This window comes from Rhodanobacter sp. KK11 (assembly GCF_033345435.1).
Lineage (GTDB): Bacteria > Pseudomonadota > Gammaproteobacteria > Xanthomonadales > Rhodanobacteraceae > Rhodanobacter.
The window spans coordinates 504,913-526,505 of record NZ_JAWPMI010000003.1 but is presented as its reverse complement, the minus strand read 5'-3'; the positions used below and the strand labels follow the sequence as shown (position 1 = coordinate 526,505).

General features: G+C 66.3%; 20 protein-coding genes. 15 read left to right on the top strand and 5 right to left on the bottom strand.

Features of this window, described 5'->3' with window-relative positions:
- The first annotated feature begins 69 nt into the window (after nucleotides 1-69).
- The gene (locus tag R5H19_RS10345) at nucleotides 70-579 is read left to right on the top strand and encodes a peptidylprolyl isomerase (RefSeq protein WP_318158908.1); all 510 of its coding nucleotides are present in this window, start codon (nucleotides 70-72) and stop codon (nucleotides 577-579) included.
- Between the two features lie 162 nt (nucleotides 580-741).
- Nucleotides 742-1,167 (top strand): YidB family protein, encoded by a 426-nt coding sequence (locus R5H19_RS10340; RefSeq protein ID WP_318158907.1) that lies wholly within the window; start codon nucleotides 742-744, stop codon nucleotides 1,165-1,167.
- A 23-nt stretch (nucleotides 1,168-1,190) separates the two neighbouring features.
- On the opposite strand, the gene R5H19_RS10335 is transcribed toward R5H19_RS10340, so the two are convergent.
- A complete protein-coding gene (locus R5H19_RS10335) occupies nucleotides 1,191-1,445 on the bottom strand; it encodes a GlsB/YeaQ/YmgE family stress response membrane protein (protein ID WP_318158906.1) in 255 nt (84 codons plus the stop codon).
- 161 nt (nucleotides 1,446-1,606) lie between these two features.
- Between R5H19_RS10335 and R5H19_RS10330 the strand changes: the two genes are divergently transcribed.
- The 3 genes from R5H19_RS10330 to prpE all read left to right on the top strand — a co-directional run bounded on the left by R5H19_RS10330 (nucleotide 1,607) and on the right by prpE (nucleotide 5,934).
- Nucleotides 1,607-2,806: a pyridoxal phosphate-dependent aminotransferase gene (locus tag R5H19_RS10330; RefSeq protein WP_318158905.1), complete on the top strand. Its 1,200-nt coding sequence runs from the start codon at nucleotides 1,607-1,609 to the stop codon at nucleotides 2,804-2,806.
- A 91-nt stretch (nucleotides 2,807-2,897) separates the two neighbouring features.
- Nucleotides 2,898-3,884, top strand: a complete 987-nt coding sequence (locus R5H19_RS10325) for a malate dehydrogenase (RefSeq protein ID WP_318158956.1) — start codon at nucleotides 2,898-2,900, stop codon at nucleotides 3,882-3,884.
- 154 nt (nucleotides 3,885-4,038) lie between these two features.
- Complete coding sequence (gene prpE, locus R5H19_RS10320; protein WP_318158904.1) at nucleotides 4,039-5,934, top strand: propionate--CoA ligase; 1,896 nt, start codon at nucleotides 4,039-4,041, stop codon at nucleotides 5,932-5,934.
- 73 nt (nucleotides 5,935-6,007) lie between these two features.
- Here the strand turns inward: prpE and ahpF are convergent, their stop codons facing one another.
- From ahpF to R5H19_RS10305, 3 genes are all read right to left on the bottom strand, one after another.
- Nucleotides 6,008-7,606, bottom strand: a complete 1,599-nt coding sequence (gene ahpF, locus R5H19_RS10315) for an alkyl hydroperoxide reductase subunit F (RefSeq protein ID WP_318158903.1) — start codon at nucleotides 7,604-7,606, stop codon at nucleotides 6,008-6,010.
- 180 nt (nucleotides 7,607-7,786) lie between these two features.
- Nucleotides 7,787-8,350, bottom strand: a complete 564-nt coding sequence (gene ahpC, locus R5H19_RS10310) for an alkyl hydroperoxide reductase subunit C (protein WP_318158902.1) — start codon at nucleotides 8,348-8,350, stop codon at nucleotides 7,787-7,789.
- A 151-nt stretch (nucleotides 8,351-8,501) separates the two neighbouring features.
- The gene (locus tag R5H19_RS10305) at nucleotides 8,502-9,818 is read right to left on the bottom strand and encodes a dicarboxylate/amino acid:cation symporter (RefSeq protein WP_318158901.1); all 1,317 of its coding nucleotides are present in this window, start codon (nucleotides 9,816-9,818) and stop codon (nucleotides 8,502-8,504) included.
- A 153-nt stretch (nucleotides 9,819-9,971) separates the two neighbouring features.
- On the opposite strand from R5H19_RS10305, the gene prpB reads away from it, so the two are divergent.
- The 7 genes from prpB to R5H19_RS10270 all read left to right on the top strand — a co-directional run bounded on the left by prpB (nucleotide 9,972) and on the right by R5H19_RS10270 (nucleotide 16,728).
- A complete protein-coding gene (prpB, locus tag R5H19_RS10300; protein WP_318158900.1) occupies nucleotides 9,972-10,856 on the top strand; it encodes a methylisocitrate lyase in 885 nt (294 codons plus the stop codon).
- A gap of 126 nt (nucleotides 10,857-10,982) precedes the next feature.
- Nucleotides 10,983-12,128, top strand: a complete 1,146-nt coding sequence (gene prpC / locus R5H19_RS10295; RefSeq protein ID WP_318158899.1) for a 2-methylcitrate synthase — start codon at nucleotides 10,983-10,985, stop codon at nucleotides 12,126-12,128.
- Nucleotides 12,129-12,566: 438 nt separating this feature from the next.
- The gene (locus tag R5H19_RS10290) at nucleotides 12,567-13,526 is read left to right on the top strand and encodes a hypothetical protein (protein WP_318158898.1); all 960 of its coding nucleotides are present in this window, start codon (nucleotides 12,567-12,569) and stop codon (nucleotides 13,524-13,526) included.
- Between the two features lie 149 nt (nucleotides 13,527-13,675).
- Nucleotides 13,676-14,044: a hypothetical protein gene (locus tag R5H19_RS10285; protein WP_318158897.1), complete on the top strand. Its 369-nt coding sequence runs from the start codon at nucleotides 13,676-13,678 to the stop codon at nucleotides 14,042-14,044.
- Nucleotides 14,041-14,745, top strand: a complete 705-nt coding sequence (locus R5H19_RS10280) for a C39 family peptidase (RefSeq protein ID WP_318158896.1) — start codon at nucleotides 14,041-14,043, stop codon at nucleotides 14,743-14,745. Before R5H19_RS10285 ends, R5H19_RS10280 begins: the two co-directional genes overlap by 4 nt.
- A 95-nt stretch (nucleotides 14,746-14,840) precedes the next feature.
- Nucleotides 14,841-15,269 carry a hypothetical protein gene (locus R5H19_RS10275; protein WP_318158895.1) on the top strand — a complete coding sequence of 143 codons (429 nt, stop codon included), beginning with the start codon at nucleotides 14,841-14,843 and terminating at the stop codon, nucleotides 15,267-15,269.
- A 64-nt stretch (nucleotides 15,270-15,333) separates the two neighbouring features.
- On the top strand, nucleotides 15,334-16,728 hold the full coding sequence (locus tag R5H19_RS10270) for a transporter (RefSeq protein ID WP_318158894.1): 1,395 nt from the start codon (nucleotides 15,334-15,336) through the stop codon (nucleotides 16,726-16,728).
- A gap of 66 nt (nucleotides 16,729-16,794) precedes the next feature.
- Here R5H19_RS10270 and R5H19_RS10265 read toward each other — a convergent pair whose 3' ends face one another.
- The gene (locus R5H19_RS10265) at nucleotides 16,795-17,484 is read right to left on the bottom strand and encodes a TerC family protein (protein ID WP_318158893.1); all 690 of its coding nucleotides are present in this window, start codon (nucleotides 17,482-17,484) and stop codon (nucleotides 16,795-16,797) included.
- A gap of 284 nt (nucleotides 17,485-17,768) precedes the next feature.
- Here R5H19_RS10265 and R5H19_RS10260 point away from each other — a divergent pair, with 284 nt between their 5' ends.
- From R5H19_RS10260 to R5H19_RS10250, 3 genes are all read left to right on the top strand, one after another.
- On the top strand, nucleotides 17,769-19,220 hold the full coding sequence (locus R5H19_RS10260) for a bifunctional 2-methylcitrate dehydratase/aconitate hydratase (protein ID WP_318158892.1): 1,452 nt from the start codon (nucleotides 17,769-17,771) through the stop codon (nucleotides 19,218-19,220).
- Nucleotides 19,221-19,577: 357 nt separating this feature from the next.
- Complete coding sequence (locus R5H19_RS10255; RefSeq protein WP_318158891.1) at nucleotides 19,578-20,690, top strand: OmpA family protein; 1,113 nt, start codon at nucleotides 19,578-19,580, stop codon at nucleotides 20,688-20,690.
- A 127-nt stretch (nucleotides 20,691-20,817) separates the two neighbouring features.
- Entirely contained in the window at nucleotides 20,818-21,591 is a 774-nt protein-coding gene (locus tag R5H19_RS10250; RefSeq protein WP_318158890.1) for a pseudouridine synthase, read from the top strand.
- Nucleotides 21,592-21,593: the final 2 nt, after the last annotated feature.

The following is a 21,593-nucleotide window of genomic DNA, read 5'->3' as shown; positions in this document are numbered from 1 at the left end:
CTGGGTTATCCTTGATCGCTCGCACGCCGGTGCCCGGCGTGCCGCCGTATTCACACCCAAGGATTCGCGATGACCATCCACGTCACCTTCACCACCAACCGCGGCCCGATCCATCTGCGCCTGCACGAAGACAAGGCGCCGGTCACGGTGGCCAGCTTCGTCAACCTGGCCCGCCGCGGCTACTACGACGGCCTGTCGTTCCACCGCGTGATCGCCGATTTCATGATCCAGGGCGGTTGCCCCGAGGGCAGCGGCCGCGGCGGCCCGGGCTACAAGTTCGAGGACGAGTTCAATCCGTCGCTGCGCCACGACAAGCCGGGCGTGCTGTCGATGGCCAACGCCGGCCCGCGCACCAACGGCAGTCAGTTCTTCATCACCCACGGTCCCACCCCCTGGCTGGACGGCAAGCATAGCGTGTTCGGCGAAGTGGTCGACGCGGCCGACATGGACGTGGTCAACGCGATCCGGCAGGGCGACACGATCGAGAAGGTCAGCGTGGAAGGCGACGTCGATGCGCTGCTGGCGGCGCAGGCCGACCGCGTGGCGGAGTGGAACGCGGTGCTCGACCGGCGCGGCTGAGCCGGGCGCCATCGGGCGACAGGAAACCGCCGGCCGGCCGCCGGCGGTTTTTTTGTGGCCGTTCCCGGTCGGTCTTCACGCGGCGTTGTCATGGCGGATTTCGAGGCGACCTATGATCGGCGGGCTGCACATCCGCTCCATCACCCTCCAGGGAGAACGACGATGTCATTCCTCAATGATCTGCTCGGCGGCCAGGGGCAACAGGGAGCGCAGGCCGGCGCCGGTTCGCTGATTGCCGTTGCGGGGCAATTGATCGAGAAGGCAGGCGGCGTGCAGGGCCTGGTCGGCATGCTGCAGCAGCACGGGCTGGGCGGTGCGGTGCAGTCGTGGGTCGGTACCGGCGCGAACCAGCCGGTGTCAGCCGACCAGTTGGGCCAGGCGCTGCAAAACGGCGGTCTTGGGGCGCTGGTGCAGGAGGCCGCGGGCAGGCTGGGCGTGGACCCGAATGCCTTGCTGGGCGGGCTGTCGCGAGTGCTGCCGCAGGCGGTCGACCACATGACGCCGGACGGCCAATTGCCGGCGCAGGGGCAAGACGGCGGCTTCAACCTGGGCATGCTCGAAGGCTTGGCCGGCAAGCTGCTCGGCTGAAAGTCGCCCCACCGGGGCGGCGGTCAGGCCGACTTGCGCCTGACCAGGTGATACAACAGCAGCAACACGATGGCGCCGATCACCGAGGCGACGAAGCCGGCGGACTGCCCGGCCTGGTACCAGCCAAACACGTTCTGGCCGGCCCAGGTCGCCAGCAACGAACCAGCGATGCCGATGAGGGCGGTGACGATGAAGCCGCCCGGGTCCCTGCCCGGCGTCAGCAGTTTGGCCACCAGGCCGACGACCAGCCCAATCACGAATACCCAAAGCCAGTGCATGCGGATCTCCTTCGCGGGATGGGGTCACGGTGCCCAGGGTGCGGGCGCGCCCATGATGCCGTGGCCGTGTCGTCCTGGCGTGTACGGGCAGCGGCCGGCGCCGGATTCGGGCGGCGTGATAAAATGGGCGCCTTTGCTTCCTTCCCCTGCGTGAGAAACCCATGCCCAAGCTCGCCCAGCGTGTCGGCCGCGCCAAACCCAGCGCGATCATGGTGATTGCCGAGAAGGCGAAGCAGCTCAAGGCTGCCGGCCGCGACATCATCAGCTTCTCCATCGGCGTACCGAACTTCCTGCCGGGCGAGCACGTCTACGCCGCCGCGCGCGAGTCGCTGTCGCACGACTCCGGCCAGTACGGCAGCAACCGTGGCGCCGAGCCGTTGCTGGATGCGTTCCTGAAGCACATCGAGGCACTGGGCTTCAGCGGCTACAGCAGGATGAACCTGTCGATCGGCATCGGTGCCAAGCAGGTGCTGTACAACCTGGCCGAGGCGCTGCTGGACGAGGGTGACGAGATCTGCTTCGCCGCGCCGTACTGGACGAGTTACCGCGACATCGCCGACATCGTGGGCGCGAAGATCAACGTGATGCACTGCGGGCCGGAGCAGAACTACAAGCTCACCCCGACCCAACTCGACGCCGCATTGGCACGCAAGCCGAAGGTGTTCCTGTTCAACAACCCGTCCAACCCCACCGGCATGGTCTACACCGCCGGGGAGATCGCCGCGTTGGCCGATGTGCTGGTGAAGCACCCGGACACCTGGGTGATCACCGACGACATCTACAACTCGATGGTGTTCGACGGCATCGGCTACCACAACTTCGTGTTCGCCAGGCCCGAGTTGCGCGATCGGGTGATCTTCGTCGACTCGGCCTCCAAGACCTATGGCATGCCGGGCTGGCGCGTGGGCCTGATGGCCGGCCCCGAAGCGGTGGCCAAGGCCATCACCACGCTCAACTCCAACCACATCACCAGCTTGCCGGAAGTGATCACGGCGGCGGCGGTGGCGGCGCTTTCCGGCCCGCAGGACGTGCCGCGGGCGAAATGCGCCGAATTCGCCGGCAAGCGCGACCTCGTGGTCGCTGCGCTTGAGGCGATTCCCGGCGTGGCGTGCCCGCGGCCGCAGGGGGCGTTCTATGCGTTCCCCGACATTTCCGCGGCGTTCGGCAAGAGCCACGGCGGCACGAAGATCAGCAACGACGTGGAGTTCTGCGCCGCGCTGCTGGAAGCCAAGGGTGTGGCCTGCGTGCCGGGTTCCGCTTTCGGCGAGCCGCGTGCGATGCGCATTTCCTATACCTGCCTGACCGCGCAATTGCAGCCGGGCCTGCAACGCATCCAGCAGTTCTTCGCCGAGCTGACTTGAAAAACGCGGATCGGGAGTCGGGCATGGGAAATCGACCCGTGCGGTTCTTCCGATCCGCGGTTCCCCATTTTCCATTCACGGAGATCACATGATGAAAGCCCCCGTTCGAGTTGCCGTCACCGGCGCTGCCGGCCAGATCGGCTACGCCCTGCTGTTCCGCATCGCTGCCGGCGACATGCTGGGCCCGGATCAGCCGGTGATCCTGCATCTGCTGGAAATCACCCCGGCACTCCCCGCGCTGCAGGGCGTGGTGATGGAACTCAACGATTGCGCGTTCCCGACCCTGGCCGGCGTGGTCGCCACCGACGACGCCAACGTCGCCTTCAAGGACGTCGACTACGCGCTGCTGGTCGGCGCCCGTCCGCGTGGCCCCGGCATGGAACGCAAGGACCTGCTGGAGGCGAACGGCGCGATCTTCGGCCCGCAGGGCAAGGCGTTGAACGCGCATGCCAAGCGCGACGTGAAAGTGCTGGTGGTCGGCAATCCCGCCAACACCAATGCGCTGATTGCCCAGCAGAACGCGCCGGACCTGGATCCGAAGTGCTTCACCGCGATGGTGCGTCTGGACCATAACCGCGCCAAGAGCCAGCTCGCCGAGAAGACCGGCAAGCACAACACCGACGTGAAGAAGATGACCATCTGGGGCAACCACAGCTCCACCCAGTACCCGGACCTGCACCATGCCACCGTCGACGGCAAGGCCGCGCTGTCGCTGGTCGACCAGGCCTGGTACGAGAGCGACTTCATCCCCACCGTGCAGCAGCGCGGCGCGGCGATCATCAAGGCGCGCGGGGCTTCGTCGGCCGCCTCGGCCGCCTCGGCCGCGATCGACCACATGCGCAGCTGGGCGCTGGGCACGGAAGAGGGTGACTGGGTCTCGATGGGCATCCCGTCGGACGGCTCCTACGGCATCGCCCCGGGCGTGATCTACGGCTATCCGGTGACGGTGAAGGACGGCAAGTACGCCATCGTGCAGGGCCTGGAAATCAACGCCTTCTCGCGCGCCCGCATGGACGCCACCGACAAGGAACTGCGCGAGGAGCGCGCCGGCGTCGAGCATCTGTTCGCCAAGAAGTAAGCGCCGGTTCATCGCAGGCGAAAGAGGGCGGCCATGGGCCGCCCTCTTGGTTTCTGCCCGGACCGCTCCTGGCCCGGCGACTACGACCATCGTCGCGATGATGCCGCCGGCATCGTGTTCTAGGCTTGCGCCAACGAAGCCCCGGAGCCCGCCCATGCGTTACGAGGATTTCTACCGGCAGTCGGTCGACGAGCCGGAACGATTCTGGGCCGAGCAGGCGCGGCTGATCCACTGGCATACGCCGCCGCAGCAGATCCTCGACCAGTCGAACCCGCCGTTCCGGCGCTGGTTCGTCGGCGGCACCACCAACCTCTGCTACAACGCGGTGGACCGGCACCTGGCCGAGCGCGCGCAGCAGTTGGCGCTGGTGGCAGTCTCCAGCGAGACCGGCATCACCCGCGAGTTCACCTACCGCCAGCTGCATCGCGAGGTGAACGTGTTTGCCGCGGTGCTAGGGTCGCTGGGCGTGGGCAAGGGCGATCGCGTGGTGATCTACCTGCCGAACGTCGCCGAGGCGGTGTTCGCGATGCTGGCCTGCGCGCGCATCGGTGCGATCCACTCGGTGGTGTTCGGCGGTTTCGCGGCGCACAACCTGGCGCTGCGCATCGACGACGCGCAGCCGAAGCTGCTGGTCTGCGCCGATGCCGGCATGCGCGCAGGCAACGTGATTCCGTACAAGCCGCTGGTGGACGCCGCGCTGAACGAGTCCTCCGCCCCGCCGCCGCACGTACTGATCGTCGATCGCAGGCTCGACCCGCAGATGACCCGGGTGGCCGGGCGCGACCTCGACTACGCCGAGCTGCGCGCACGTCACGAGGATGCCGAGGTGCCGGTGGCGTGGCTGGAGTCGAACGAACCGAGCTACCTGCTGTACACCTCCGGCACCACCGGCAAGCCGAAGGGCGTGCAGCGCGACGTGGGCGGTTATGCGGTGGCGATGGCGCTGTCGATCCGCCAGGTGTTCGACATCGCGCCGGGGCAGGTGATGTTCGCCACCTCGGACGTGGGCTGGGCGGTGGGTCATTCCTACAACGTCTACGGCCCGCTGATCGGCGGCGCCACCAGCCTGCTGTACGAAGGCCTGCCGACGCGGCCGGACGCAGGCATCTGGTGGCGGTTGTGCGAGCAGTACGGCGTGCGCACGATGTTCTCCTCGCCCACCGCGATCCGCGTGCTGAAAAAGCAGGACGAGAGCTGGCTGAAGAAGTACGACCTGTCGAAGCTGAAGTGGCTGTTCCTGGCCGGCGAGCCGCTGGACGAGCCGACCGCGCAGTGGATCACCGGCGCGCTTGGCGTGCCGGTGATCGACAACTACTGGCAGACCGAGACCGGCTGGCCGGCGGTCACGTTGATGCCGGGGCTGGAACTGAAGCCGGTGAAGTTCGGCTCGCCCGGCCTGCCGGCGCCGGGCTACCGGATGAAGGTGATCGACGAGAACACCGGCAAGGAAGTCGCCGCCGGCAGCAAGGGCGTGCTGGTGTTCCAGCCACCGCTGCCGCCGGGCTGCCTGACCACCGTGTGGCGCGACGACGATCGCTACGTGCACAGCTACTTCAGCCACTTCAAGGAGCTGCTGTACAGCTCGCTGGATTGGGCGGTTCGCGACGAGGACGGCTACACGTTCGTGCTCGGCCGCACCGACGACGTGATCAACGTGGCCGGCCATCGCCTGGGCACGCGCGAGATCGAGGAATCGGTGGCCAGCCACCCGGCGGTGGCCGAGGCGGCGGTGATCGGCGTGAAGGACGAGTTGAAGGGACAGGTGCCGATCGTGTTCGCCACGCTGAAGCAGGACGCCGGCGGCGGCACCGGCGCGGTGGCCAAGGCAATGCAGCAGCGCGTGGTCGACCAGCTTGGCGGCGTGGCGAAACCGTCGCGCGTCTACGTGGTGAATGCCTTGCCCAAGACCCGTTCCGGCAAGCTGCTGCGCCGCTCGCTGCAGGCGCTGGCAGAGCAGCGCGACCCGGGCGACTTGTCCACGCTGGACGATCCGGGAGCGCTGGACGATATCCGCCGTGCGCTGGAGCGCGGGCCCGACCAGGGCAGCTGAAGGGAACTATCAGACAAACGCGGGACGGCCGAAGCCGTCCCGTCTGTTTTTCTGTCCGGATGATCTCGGGCGATCAGGCAGCCACTGCTTCCTTTGGCGTCTTGGTGGCCGCCACCGGGCTGCGGATCAGGTGGTCGAACGCGCTCAGCGCGGCGGTGGAACCGGCGCCCATCGCGATGACGATCTGCTTGTACGGCACCGTGGTGGCGTCGCCGGCGGCGAATACGCCGGGCAGGGAGGTCTGGCCGCGCGCGTCGATCACGATCTCGCCGCGTGGAGACAATTCCAGCGTGCCCTTGAGCCATTCGGTGTTCGGCAGCAGACCGATCTGCACGAAGATGCCTTCCAGTTCGAGGCTGTGCATCATGCCGTCGACGCGATCCTTGTAGACCAGGCCGGTGACCTTCTGCCCGTCGCCCAGCACCTCGGTGCTTTGCGCGCTGACGATCACCTCGACATTGGGCAGGCTGCGCAGCTTGCGCTGCAGCACCTCGTCGGCGCGCAGCTTGCTGTCGAACTCGACCAGGGTGACGTGGCTGACGATGCCGGCCAGGTCGATCGCTGCCTCCACGCCGGAGTTGCCGCCGCCGATCACCGCCACGCGCTTGCCCTTGAACAGCGGGCCGTCGCAGTGCGGGCAATAGGCCACGCCCTTGTTGCGGTATTGGTCTTCGCCGGGCACGCCCATCTGCCGCCAGCGCGCGCCGGTGGCGAGCACCACCGACTTCGCCTTCAGGCTGGCGCCGTTCTCCAGCTGCACCTCGACCAGGCCGTCGGCCGATTCGCTGGCAGGCACCAGCCTGGTGGCGCGCTGCAGGTTCATGATGTCCACGTCGTAGTTGCGCACGTGGTTTTCCAGCGCGGCACCCAGCTTGGGGCCTTCGGTGTAGTCCACCGAGATGAAGTTCTCGATCGCCATGGTGTCCAGCACCTGGCCGCCGAAACGCTCGGCGGCCACGCCGGTGCGGATGCCCTTGCGCGCGGCGTAGATCGCCGCCGCCGCACCGGCCGGGCCGCCGCCGACCACCAGCACGTCGAACGCGTCCTTGACCTTGATCGCCTCGGCGGCGCGCTGCTCCGCGCCGGTGTCGAGCTTCGCCACGATCTGCTCCAGGCTCATGCGACCCTGGTCGAACAGTTCGCCATTCAGGTACACGGTGGGCACCGACATGATCTGGCGCGCATCCACCTCGTCCTGGTACAGCGCGCCGTCGATGGCGACGTGCCGGATGTTCGGGTTCAGCACGCTCATCAGGTTGAGCGCCTGCACCACGTCCGGGCAGTTCTGGCAGGACAGCGAGAAGTAGGTCTCGAAGCGGAACTCGCCATCGAGGTTCTGCACCTGCTCGATGGTTTCGGCCGCGGCCCGGGACGGATGGCCGCCCACCTGCAGCAGCGCCAGCACCAGCGAGGTGAACTCGTGGCCCAGCGGGATGCCGGCGAAGCGCACGCCGATGTCGGTGCCGACGCGGTTGATCGCGAACGAGGGCTTGCGCGGCTCGCTGTCGTCGCGGCGCAGGCTGATCCTGTCGCTCATCGCGGCGATTTCGTTCAAGAGCTCTTCCAGCTCGCGCGACTTGGCGCTGTCGTCCAGCGACGCGACCAGTTCGATCGGCTGCGTGAGTTTTTCCAGGTAGCCCGCGAGTTGGGCCTTGATGGCGGCATCAAGCATGGTGACCACTCCGGTGGGGATGGGAAGGGAGAGAGGCTTGTGGCAGCGGCCGGTGCCGTGGGGGAGGGGGAGGCTGACGCGGGGGAGGGCGTCAGCGTGGCACGGGCCGCTGGCACAAGCGTCCTCGGGAGGACCCGGGCGCGGCGCGCCCGGGTCCGGTGTCGCGGGTGAAGCGGGGAATCAGATCTTGCCGACCAGGTCCAGCGAGGGGGCCAGGGTCTTCTCGCCTTCCTTCCACTTCGCCGGGCAGACTTCACCCGGGTGGCTGGCGACGTACTGCGCGGCCTTCACCTTGCGCAGCAACTCGGACGCGTCGCGGCCGATGCCGCCGGCGTTGATCTCGACGATCTGGATCTTGCCCTGCGGGTCGATCACGAACGTGCCGCGGTCGGCCAGGCCGGCGTCCTCGATCAGCACCTCGAAGTTGCGGCTGATCGCATGGGTCGGGTCGCCGATCATGGTGTAGCCGATCTTCTTGATCGCGGCGGAGGTGTCGTGCCACGCCTTGTGCGAGAAATGCGTGTCGGTCGAGACGCTGTAGATCTCTACCCCAAGCTTCTGGAACTCGGCGTAATGGTCGGCCAGGTCTTCCAGCTCGGTGGGGCAGACGAAGGTGAAGTCGGCCGGGTAGAAGAACACGACGGACCACTTGCCCTTGAGGTCGGCGTCGGTGACTTCGATGAACTGGCCGGCCTTGAATGCCTGGGCCTTGAACGGCTTCACTTCGGTATTGATCAGGGACATCTGGTGTTGCTCCCGTGGTGGTTGAAAGGTCGAGAAGAGATGTTAGGGGCTGCTTTGCAATCAATCCAATTGATTGTTGACATTGTGTCGATTGTCTTAGCCTATGATTGGGCCGGTGCCGTGCGAAACAAGGTCCAGGTCTGCGCCGGGGTTACGGCGTGGCGGCGAGGCGGTCGCGCAACTGGTAGTCGACTACCGTGGCGGTGACGATGTCGCTGCCCACGTTCACCGTGGTGCGCATCATGTCGAGGATGCGGTCGACGCCGATGATGATGCCGATGCCTTCGGGGGGGATGCCGAACGTCGCCAGCAGGCCGGCGATCATCGGCAGCGAGCCACCGGGGATGCCAGCCACGGCGACCGCGCTGAGCACCGACAGCAGCATCAGGATGGCCTGGTGGCTCAGGGTGAGCTCGACGCCGAACGCCTGCGCCACGAACAGCACCACGCAGCCTTCGAACAGGGCGGTGCCGCTCATGTTCATGGTCGCGCCCAGCGGCAGCACGAAGCCGGCGGTGCTGGGATTGAGCTTCAGCTCGTCGTGCGCCACCGCCAGCGAGGCGGGCAGGCAGGCGTTGCTGGAACTGGTGGAGAACGCGGCGACCAGCAGCGAGCGGATCTGCCGGAAGTATTCCCGCGGCGAGCGTCGAGCCAGGTAGCGGATCCACAGCGACATGGTGCCGAACAGATGTAGCGCCAGCGCCACGCTGCAGCCGACCACGAACACCGACAACGCCAGCAGCACGTCCACGCCGACCTTGACGATCACGCTGTAGATCATCGCCGGCACCGCGTACGGCGCCAGCTGCAGGGCGAAGCCGACGATCTTCGTCATCACGTCGGTGATGGTGTCCAGCGCCATCTGCACCCGCTTGCGCTCCTTCTCCTGCAACTGGGTGGCGGCGGCGCCGACCAGGATCGCGAACAGGATCAGCGGCAACACGTCGCCCAGCGCGTCGCGGCTGGGGCCGGCCACCGCGCCGAGCAGGTTGCGCGGCATGAACATCTCCACCAGCGTGGCGAAGCTCATGCCAGGTTGGGCCGCCTTCTTTGCGATGGTCTGCTGCGCGCTGCCGCCGTACTCCTGCATCAGCTGGGTGCGCGCCTGTTCGTCCAGGTGGTGGCCCGGTTGCACCGTGTTCATCATCGCCAGGCCGATCGCCACCGCGATGCCCATGTTGAGGAAGAACAATAGGAAGGTCCGCCCGGCCAGCGGGCCGAGCCGGTCCAGCCGGCCGAGCTGGGTCACACCGGAAGCCAGCGAGCTGAACACCAGCGGGATCACCACGAAGAACAGCATGCGCAGGAAGATCTGCCCGAACGGGTCGAACACCGCGCCGGAGATTTTCTGCATCAGCGCCAGCGTGGCGGGATGCCACTGGCCGATGGCCAGCGTGACCACGGCGGCAACCACGCCGATCACCAGGCCCCAGAGGATGCGTTTTGCGAGAGGAGTCGATGTGCTCATCCGGCTGAATGTACGGGGTGGCGACGGATTCGTCACGCGGGAACTCGCCCCGCTGTCCGGCGCCATCGCGGGGGACTGCACCACGCATGGTCGAAGGTCCCATCCCGGTTGCGCACGGGCATGGGCTAAAATGGCCGCTTTGACGGAGGTCACATGGCACACTCAGCGTCTCCCGGCGCACGTTTTCGCGCAGCGCTCGCCGCCGAACAGCCACTGCAGGTGATGGGTGCGATCACCGCCTACGCCGGCCTGATGGCCAGGCGCGTGGGCTACAAGGCGCTGTACCTGTCCGGCGGCGGCGTGGCCGCCAATTCGCTGGGCGTGCCGGACCTGGGCATCAGCACGATGGAGGACGTGCTCACCGACGCGCGCCGCATCGTCGACGCCACCGGGCTGCCGCTGCTGGTCGACATCGACACCGGCTGGGGTGGCGCGTTCAACATCGCACGTACCATCCGTTCCTTCATCAACGTCGGCGTGGCCGCGGTGCACATCGAGGACCAGGTGGGCCAGAAGCGCTGCGGTCATCGCCCGGGCAAGGAAGTGGTGCCGAAGGAGGAGATGGTGGACCGCGTGAAGGCGGCGGTGGACGCGCGCACCGATCCCGGCTTCGTGATCATGGCGCGCACCGATGCGGCGGCGAAGGAGGGCATCGATGCGGCGATCGAGCGCGCGGTGGCCTACGTCGAGGCTGGCGCCGACATGATCTTCCCCGAGGCGATGAAGACGCTGGACGACTACCGCCGGTTCAAGGCCGCGGTGAGGGTGCCGATCCTGGCCAACCTCACCGAGTTCGGCTCCACCCCGTTCTTCACCATCGACGAATTGCGCGAAGCCGGCGTGGACATCGCGCTGTACTGCTGCGGCGCCTATCGCGCGATGAACAAGGCGGCACTCCACTTCTACGAAACCGTGCGCCGCGAGGGCACCCAGAAGCACATCATCGACACCCTGCAGACGCGCGAGGAGCTGTACGACTTCCTCGGCTACCACGCCTACGAGGACAAGCTCGACGCGCTGTTCTCGCAGAAAAGCTGACCACCATTGCGGTAGGAGCCCGCTGGCGGGCGATGCTCTGCCTTCGGGCGCATCAGAGCAGGAGCATCGCCCGCCAGCGGGCTCCTGCCGGAGTCGAAAGAACAAACCTGCACCTGGAGATTTCCGATGAGCGAACAAGTCCTGCCCAAGGCCAAGAAATCCGTCGCCCTGTCCGGCGTGGCCGCGGGCAACACCGCGCTGTGCACGGTCGGCCGCAGCGGCAATGACCTGCACTACCGCGGCTACGACATCCACGACCTTGCCGCCAAGGGCTGCTTCGAGGAGGTGGCCTACCTGCTGGTGCACGGCGTGCTGCCGAACTGGACCGAGCTGCAGAACTACAAGGCCCGGCTGAAGCGTCTGCGCGGCCTGCCGACGCCGGTGAAGGCCGCGATGGAGCTGCTGCCGGCCGCCACCCACCCGATGGACGTGCTGCGCACCGGCTGCTCGGTGCTGGGCACCGTGCTGCCGGAGAAGGACGACCACAACGTCACCGGCGCGCGCGACATCGCCGACCGCCTGATGGCCAGCTTCGGCTCGATGCTGCTGTACTGGTACCACTTCAGCCACAACGGCAAGCGCATCGAGACCGAGACCGACGACGATTCGATCGCGGCGCATTTCCTGCACCTGCTGCATGGCAGGAAGCCCAGCGACCTGCATGCGCAGTCGCTGGACAAGTCGCTGGTGCTGTACGCCGAGCACGAGTTCAACGCATCGACCTTCGCCGCGCGCGTGATCGCCGGCACCGGTTCGGACATGTATTCGGCGATCACCGGCGCGATCGGCGCGCTGCGCGGCCCGAAGCACGGCGGCGCGAACGAGGTGGCGATGGAGATCATCGCGCGCTACCGCAACGCGAACGATGCCGAGGCCGACATCCGCGCCCGCGTCGAGCGCAAGGAAATCATCATCGGCTTCGGCCACCCGGTGTACACGGTGTCCGATCCGCGCAACGAGATCATCAAGGAAGTCTCGCGCAAGCTGTGCACCGACGGCGGCAACCCGACCCTGTTCGACGTCTCCGAGCGGATCGAGAAGGTGATGGGCGAGGTCAAGAAGATGTTCCCCAACCTCGACTGGTTCTCCGCCAGCGCTTACCACATGATGGGCGTCCCCACCGCGATGTTCACCCCGCTGTTCGTGATCTCGCGCACGGCCGGCTGGAGCGCGCACGTGATCGAGCAGCGCCAGGACGGCAAGATCATCCGCCCCAGCGCCAACTACACCGGCCCGGAAGACCAGGTCTATGTGTCGATCGACAAGCGCTAGACAGACATTTTTTCGATGCGAAGGGGAGCCGCGAGGCTCCCTTTTTCGTGTCAGCGAGGTGAAGGTTGCTTGAACCGAAACTGACTCGCGGTACGGTCAGTTTCGACCTTGGTGCGCATGAAACCTTCGCGCTGTATCACTCCTGTTACAGCTGTTAAGCACCCTGTTTCCTCTCCGTTCACGTAGCTAACCGCGCTGGAATGCGGGGTATCGGCCCGACAGCGGCCATGGCTGTTGCAGGAGCGAAGCGGTTGCCGTGCCCTTTGAGGTGAACCCGGTTGCAGTTCACTGGCAGGTTTATCGGCCAGTGGATTGATTTTGCACGGGATCGTACCGGGGAGGATGAAATCTTCCCGCTGGCTCAAAAGTTGCCTCGGGGATAGTTGCTGCAAAGCGAGCCAAAACAGGGGGATCACCGCATCGTTCCGGAGAACAGACATGCGAAAGACTCTTTTGATGACAGCGATATGCATCGGCTTGGGATTCACGCTCCCCGCTTTGGCCGACGATACCCAGACCGGCGGGGCCGGAGCGACTGCGCAACGGCACTCCTCAGCCACCCAGATTAACGACAGTTCGACCGACAGTTCCACCCATTCACGTCAGCGCAACAACAACGGCGATTCCTACGCCGATGGACAGGGCAGCGCGGCCGCCAACAACGGTGGCACGGCGAGTTCGTCGATAGCGTCCTCGTTCAACACCAACAAGGCGATTGCGATGAGTCGCCTCGACGGCATGGTGACCGACATCCGCGCGCACGACATCGGCAACGTAGCCCGGAATTCCGGCGATGCCAATGGAGGCCGGGGCGGCTCTGGCGGTGACGGCTACGGCGGCTGGGCTTCTGGTGGCCGCGGTGGCTCGGGCGGTGACGGCGGGAATGCCCGTTCGCACAGCGGTTATGCCGGCGGGTCGGGGGCCGACAGCGGCTATGTCGACGCACGCAGCAACGCGAAAGGCGGCGATTCCAGCGGCGACAACTACGCCGATGCGCGGGCCCGTTCGCGCGGAGCATCCAGCACCGGCGGAACGGCGACCGGCGGCAATGGCACCTGGGCCGGTGGAGCAGGCAGCAGCGGTGCGGCGACTGCAAGCAGCGGCGCGGCGACCTCGACCGGAGGCAGCAGTGGTGCAGCGGACAGCACCGGTGGTATGGGCGGAGCGGGTGGAAGCGGCGCGTCCGGGACCGGTGGTGAAGGCCTTGCCGGCGCCGGTGGTACCGGCGGTGCGGGCGGTTCGAACATGGTGGATGCCGGCACGTTCGACATGTCCAACCACATGGACGGCGCGGCCGCGGCGGCCGCAGGTGTCACGGTCATGGCGCAGAACAGCGGCGTCGGCTCGCTGGTCCAGCAGAGCGTGAACGTCCAGGCCAATCTCAACATTGGTCCGTGATCGAAGCATGGCGTGGTGGGGCGCATGACGCTCCACCGCGCTTCCCTGGCAGAGCGTTTCGGGTGCCGATGCGGTCGGCGTTCGCGGATGCCTCGTCGCACGCAGTCGACATGGGGACAGGAGACAGCACCATGCGAACAGTCCATCTCATGTCGTGGTCCGCGATGTTGTTGCTTGGCACGATGATGTGGAATGCAGCCGCGACGCAGCCGGCGGCCCCGTCTGCGGCAACCACCGTGGCGACGCCTTCCGCCAGGCCTGTCTGGCTTGATGGATGGGGCCGCAGCGTGGACAGCAAGGCCCTGGCGAGGTCCAGTGGCGGCAATGAGGTCAGCGAAACCATCACCCTGAACGGCACGGTGACAAACAACACCGTCGACCATGTGGTGACCGGATCGAACGTGATCGGCAACGGTGCCTTCAACGGCGCTGCCGGCGTGCCGATGCTGATCCAGAACACCGGCAACGGCGTGCTGATCCAGAACGCCACCATCCTCAATGTGCAGTTCCAGCCATGACGGGCTGGTTGCGCCATGTGTATTGGCTGGCCCCGGCGTTCGTCGCCGGGCTACTGGCCTCGGCGCCGCTGGCAGCCTCGTCGGTCGCGCTGCCCGGCGTGCAGGGCGGCAGCTACGGCCTGCACCTGACCAGCCTGAAGGAAATCCGCTACCGCAACACGATTCGCCAGAAATACGATTTCAGCTGCGGCTCGGCGGCCGTGGCGACCCTGCTCACCTACCAGTACGGCTACCCGGTAGACGAGCAGCAGGCGTTTGCGCAGATGTATGCGCACGGCAACCAGCCGAAGATCAACCGGGAAGGCTTCTCGCTGCTCGACATCAAGCGCTTCCTGCAAGCCAACGGTTTTGAAGCCGACGGTTTCGAGGTGCCGCTGGACAAGCTGCAGGAAGAAGGGCTGCCTGCGATCGTGTTGATCGACGAAGGGGGTTACCACCATTTCGTGGTGATCAAGGGCATGCGCGCGGGCCGCGTCCTGCTGGGCGATCCCGCCCGTGGCACGCGTTCGATTCCGCGCGCGCAGTTCGAAGCGGCGTGGAAGAACCGCCTGGTATTCGTGGTCCATAACCGACGTGCCCTGGCGGTATTCAACAGCCGCGACGACTGGCGCGCTGCGCCGATGGCACCCATCCATTCCGCCATCGACCGCACCGGCCTGGGCAACATCACCCTGCCCAAGCGCGGTCCGGGAGACATCTGAGTGCCGTCATGAATGTCCGGATCGAGTTTTCCTGTTTCCGCGCGCTGGCCGGCCTGGCACTGATGGTCGGCGTTGCACATGCGCAGGAGCCGCCGATGGCGCTGGCGTACTGGCCGGCTGCCGTGAGCGAACATCGCCTCGATGCGGTCCGCGGCGGATTCGACTTCGGCCACGGGTTGCTAGCGTCTTTCGGCATCGAGCGCGCCGTCTACATCAACGGCAACCTGGTGGCCAGCAGCAGCGTGCAGGTGCCGGACATCGGCCGGATGACGCCCGACCAGGCCGCGGCCCTGGCAGCCGCCACGGGTACGGTCGAGGTGATCCGGAACGGCGCGGGCAACAGCGTCGATACGTCCGCGTTCAACCAGGTGACGGCCGCGACGGTGATCCAGAACAGCCTCGACAACCAGGACATCCGCAGCCTGACCACGATCAATGCCGCAGTGAACAGCCAGCTCGCCTTCCGCAGCCTGAACCTGCAGCAAAGCCTGCAGGCCGGCCTGATCGGATCGCTCGGGCACTGACTTGGACATGACGTAGCCGGGTCTGCGCCGCCGCAAGGCGCCATCCGATCAGCGAGGAAACGCGATGTCGCGCAAATCATGGCGAAGCAGATGCTCGACCGGCTGTGCGGGGTTGTTGCTGCTCGGCGGAGTGGCCAGCGCGCAGGATCCGCCGTCGCCCGAGGTGCTGCCGCCGACAGGTTCGGGCGAGCTGTCGGCGGTGATCCGCCAGAGCATGCGCGAGCAGGATGCGCGCATCGCCGCGATGCGCACCGAACTGGCTGCCCAGAACGCGCAGATCGAGGCCATGAAGCGCGAGCTTGCGTCGCAGCAGGCGGATTACCGCGCACTGCGGCGGGCGGTCGGGCTCGATACGCTCGAGCAGCAGCGGGCCGGCAACATCCACGCAGGCGGTCCGGGCGCCAGCGCGCTGCCGATGCCGGCGGGTGAAGTATCCGCTGATGCCGTACCGTCCGGACAGACGCCGGATCGTACGGTGGGGCAGGCGCCCGAGCGCGACCAGCGGCCGCCGGCCGTGGCACCGATTTTCAACCAGCCGGGCGTACTGACCCCGCGCGGCAAGCTGGTGGTGGAGCCTTCCTATCAGTTCGGTTACTCGTCGGCGGAACGGGTCGCGCTGATCGGCTACACGGTGATCCCGGCGATCCTGATCGGCCTGATCGACGCGCGCCAGGTCAAGACGACCACGCAAACCGGCGCGGTCGCGCTGCGCTACGGACTCAGCAACCGGCTGGAGATGGAACTGCGGATACCGTATGTCTACGGCCACACCGATACGATCAGTCGCGAGATCTTCACCGGCAGTGCCACGGACAAGGTCTTCACCAGCAGCGGTCACGGCATCGGCGACGTCGAAGCCACCGCCCGTTACCAGATCAATGACGGCGGCGCGGACAAGCCGTATTACATCGGCTGGTTGCGCTTCAAGTCGCGCACCGGCAGGGATCCGTTCGAAGTCACCACCGACTGCGTCCAGCGCTGCGTGCAAAACGCCACCGGCACCGGACTGCCGCTGCAGTTGCCGACCGGTTCGGGCTTCTATTCGCTGCAACCCGGCGTCACCTGGCTGTACCCGTCCGACCCGGTGGTGTTTTTCGGCAACCTCAGCTACCTGCACAATTTCCCGCGCCACGACGTCAGCCGCACCGTGCTGCTCGGCGGCAAGGAGCCGCTCGGCACGGTGCGGGTAGGGGACATCGTCGATGTCAGCGTCGGCATGGGCCTGGCCTTGAACGACAAGGCGTCGATCAGCATCGGCTACGACCAGAGTTTCGTCGGCATCACCAAGCAGAATGGCCAGACCGTGTCCGGCTCCGCCAAGAGCGTGCTGGGCACCTTGCTGCTCGGCGGTTCCTATCGTTTCAGCGACAAGCGCAGCATGAACTTCACGCTCGGCGTCGGCGTCACCCGCGACACGCCCGATGCCACCGTGACGGTCAGGGTGCCGATGATGTACTGAGCGCGGCCCAACGGCCTTCGGCGGGTGTGGCCATGGCCCCGTGGCGTCGATGCGCCCGGCGATGTCTCAGCCGGAGGAGAGCTTCAGGCGCTGCCGTCGCCGCTGCACCAGCCAGCCGCCACCGCAGATGCCGGCCACTGCCAGCGCGTCAAGGCCGTAGATCGCCCAGCGGTGCGCCTCGAACCAGCCGCTGAGCAGGTGGTCGTGGGTGATCATGCGCCCGGCGGTGATCGCGATCGCTGCAGCGCCGATGTACATGATGACGGGGAAGCGGTCGATCAGTTTCAGGATCAGGGTCGAGCCCCAGACCACCAGCGGCACGCTGATCAGCAGGCCCAGGATGACCAGCAGCAGGTGGCCCTTCGAGGCGCCGGCGATCGCCAGCACGTTGTCCAGGCCCATCAACGCGTCGGCGACGATGATGGTGCGCAGCGCGCTCCAGAACGTGTTGCCGGCCTTGATGTCGGGCCCGTGTTCGTCGCCGTGGTTCAACAGCTTCCAGGCGATCGGCAGCAGCAGCACGCCGCCGGCCAGCATCAATCCCGGCAGCTTCAGCAGGTAGACCACGACGGCAGTCAGCGCGAAACGGACCGCGACGGCGCCGAACGTGCCCCAGAACACTGCCTTCTTCTGCAGTTCCCTGGGCAGGCGGCTGGCGGCCATGGCGATGACGATGGCGTTGTCGCCGGCCAGCACCAGGTCGAGCAGGATGATGGCCAGCAGGCCGGAGAGGAAGTCGGGGGCGGTGAAGTCCATGGTTGGTTCCGTGCGCGTCGGACGATGCAGTGGGCACGGACGCGCGCGGCCCGTGACCACCGCAAAAGTCTCGTTCGCAGGACGACTGCCGAGTGACCGGAGCGATGCTTCGCTCGTGTTGACGATCACTGCACCGCTGCAGGCGAATCTGCTGCGGGAACTACTCCCTTTTGGGCGAGCAGGGATTGTCGGGGCGCGGCATGCTCGGGGTCAAGCCTCGCAGCGGACACTCTTGCCGCTGCAGTCGGCTAAAATGGCGGTTTTCCCTGCCGCGAGATTCTGTCATGAGTGCGCACGACATCCGTTCCGCCGTCCGCCCCGATCCCGACCAGCCGCTGGTCGACATCGCCGATTACGTGGTCGACTACCAGATCGATTCGAAGGAGGCCTACGATACCGCGCGCTACATGCTGCTGGACTCGCTGGCCACCGCGATGATGGCGATGAAGTTCCCCGAGTGCGTGAAGCACCTCGGCCCCGTGGTGCCGGGCGCCACGCTGCCGGGCGGCGCGCGCGTGCCGGGCACCAGCCACGAGCTGGACCCGATGCAGGCCGCTTTCGCCATCGGCACGCAGATCCGCTGGCTGGATTTCAACGACACCTGGCTGGCCGCCGAATGGGGACATCCGTCGGACAATCTGGGCAGCATCCTGGCGGTCGGCGACTACCTCGGCCGCAAGGCGGAGCGCGAAGGCGGCCACGCGCTCAGCGTACGCGACGTGCTCGGCTACGCGATCAAGGCGCACGAGATCCAGGGTTGCTACGCGCTGCTGAACAGCTTCAACCGGGTCGGCCAGGATCACGTGATCCTGGTGCGCCTGGCTTCCACCGCGGTGGCCACGGCCATGCTCGGCGGCGACAAGGAGCAGATCACCACCGCCGTGTCGCACAGCTGGATCGACAACGGTGCGCTGCGCACCTATCGCCACGCGCCGAACACCGGGCCGCGCAAGAGCTGGGCCGCCGGCGACGCCTGCCGCCGTGCAGTCACCCATGCGATCAACGCGGTGTATCGCGGCGTGGTCGGCTATCCGTCGGCACTCAGTGCGAAGACCTGGGGCTTTTACGACGTGGCGTTCAAGGGCAAGCCGTTCGAGTTCGAGCGTCCGTTCGGCAGCTACGTGATGGAGAACGTGCTGTTCAAGATCAGCTACCCGGCCGAGTTCCACGCACAGACCGCGGTGGAATGCGCGATGAAGCTGCACGCCGAGGTGGCGGACAGGCTCGACCAGATCGAGCGGATCGCCATCGAGACGCAGGAAGCCGGCTGCCGCATCATCGACAAGACCGGCCCGCTGGCGAACTACGCCGACCGTGACCACTGCATCCAGTACATGGTGGCGGTGCCGCTGATCTTCGGCCGACTGGTGGCCAGTGACTACAACGACGACGTGGCCGCCGATCCGCGCATCGACGCATTGCGCGACAAGATGACCGTGGTCGAGAACCCGCAGTTCACGCGCGATTATTTCGATCCCGCCAAGCGCTACATCGGCAATTCGGTGCAGGTGTTCTTCAAGGACGGCAGCAGCACGGAAAAGGTCTCGATCGATTATCCGATCGGCCATCGCAAGCGCCGCGCCGAAGGCATTCCGGTGTTGCTGCGGAAATTCGAGGCGGCCATGCGCGACCATCTGCCGGCGCATCAGGTCAAGGCGATCATGGCCGCGGTGGAGGACCCGGCGCGACTGGACGCGATGCCGCTGCATCAGTTCCTGGGGCTCTTCACGTTGTAAAGACGATGTGAGTGGATGATTAAAGGGCGAGGTTTGCTTGGGGCTGCGACCCGCCGTCCACTCGCCAGTCAACCGATGCACCGGCGTGAATGCTGCATGTGCCAAGCCGGCACTGGTTTCAAATGATTGAGCGTGTGCCGGCTAATAAACTTTCCTGAACGAAGCTTCACTGACAAATGGCTGCATTAGTGGTTGCAGCATTCCTTGGCTTAACGATTTTGCTACAATCCCCGCCGCTTGCCGCATACACGCCAAGCAGGGGCTATCGAAAGCTCTGAGTGACGTAGTTCAGTTCTGACGCGCGACTTCCGGTTAGGGTTGAACGGACGCGAAACCTAATAAATGAGGAGACACCTGATGAAACGTAAGGGCTTGTATTTTCTGATCGCGCTGGCCCTGGGCGGCGTAGGTGCCGTTCATGCGCAGGACACGGCTGCTCCTGCCGCCGCCGAGTCGGCCACCTCATCCTATGACGGGCGCTGGTATATCGCTCCGACCGTGGGCGGTTATTACAACGATACCGATCGCAATACCAACAGCCGCCAGCTCTATTACGGCCTGGGCGTGGGTCGCTTCATTTCGCCGAACGCGTCGATCGACCTGTTTATTGATCGTACCTCGCGCGACGCGGACGCCGGCGGCAAATGGGCGAATAATGCCGTGGGCGCTGCGGTGCGTTTCTATGCGGGTGACTGGAACGCCTGGCGTCCGTACCTGCTGGCCGGCGTGATGGGCAGCAACCACCATGGCCTGGGCCAGAGCGGCTGGTCCCCGGCGGCCGAGCTGGGCGGCGGCCTGTCCAAGACGATTACCGACAGCTCTGATGTCCGCGTCGAAGCCGGCTATCGCTACGACTGGGACAACAAGACCCAGCCCGCGCAGGACGGCTACGGCGACTGGTTCCTGGGCTTCAGCATCGTGTCGCGCTTCGGTGCTCCGGCGGCCGCTCCGGCGGCTCCGGTCGCCGCAACCCCGCCGCCGGCCGATTGCTCGACGATGGACAGCGATGGCGACGGCGTCAACGACTGCGAAGACAAGTGCCCGGGCACGGCTGCCGGCACGATCGTTGGTCCGGACGGCTGCCCGCAGAAGGTCGTGATCGACCTGCGCGGCGTGAACTTCAAGTTCGACCGCCCGAAGAAGGGCGAGACCGACATCTCGAAGTCGCTGGCCGAGCCGAGCGCCGATTCGATCGCCGTGCTGAACCAGGCCATCGACACCCTGCAGCGCTACCCGCAGGTGAAGGTGACGGTTGCCGGCTACACCGACTCGAAGGGCACCGACGAGTACAACCAGGCCCTGTCCGAGCGTCGCGCCTCGATCGTCTACAACTACCTGACCAGCCACGGCATTGACGCCAGCCGTCTGGAAGGCCCGATCGGCCACGGCGAAAACAACCCGATCGGCGACAACGCCACCGACGCCGGCCGCGCGCAGAACCGTCGCACGGAACTGCAGGTCCAGCAGTAATCGGGCAGCAATAACACCGAGACAAGAAAAAACCCGGCCTTGGCCGGGTTTTTTCTTGTCTGTGGTACAGGCTGGTTTGCAATGCGCATTCTTGTCGTGACGCAGCTGCGCCCTATACGCTAGTGCGATGCCCCGTCCACCTTCTTCACGCCCCGCACGTCCGACGGTGCCCGTGGCGTCGCCGAGGCACGGGCTGGCCAGGGTGCTGTCCAAGCTGGGCGCATGCTCGCGCAGTCAGGCCGAGCAGTGGATTCGCGCCGGCCGCGTCAGCCTGGATGGGCGAGTGGTCCGCGATCCACATCACCCGACCGTGATCACTCGACAGCAGGTTGTCGTCGATGGCCGACCGGTAAAGCCGGCCGGATGCGTCTACCTGGCCTTCAACAAGCCGCGCGGGCTGGTGGTCAGTGCAGCCGACGAGCATGGCCGTGCCACGGTCTACACCGCGCTGGCGGCCGCCGGCCTGCCATGGCTGGGGCCGGTCGGGCGACTGGACAAGGCGAGCGAGGGCCTGCTGCTGCTCAGTAACGACACCGTCTGGGCGGCTGGCATCACCGATCCGGCCACGCACCTGGACAAGACCTACCACGTGCAGGTGGCCGGCCAGCCGGACGCTGCGGCATTGGCCGCAATGCTGAGTGGTGTCGAGGATGGCGGCGAGTGGCTGAAGGCGCGTCGGGCCAGTTTGCTGCGCGCGGGCGAGAAGAACGCCTGGCTGGAAGTGGTGCTTGACGAAGGCCGCAACCGGCAGATCCGCCGCTTGCTGGCCGCCCTGGGTTTCGACGTGCTGCGGCTGATCCGGGTGGCGATCGGGCCGCTGGCACTGGGCGAACTGGCGAAAGGGCAATGGCGCCGGCTGAGCGCCGATGAAGTGAAGGCGCTCGACGCCCGCAAGGCTTGAGC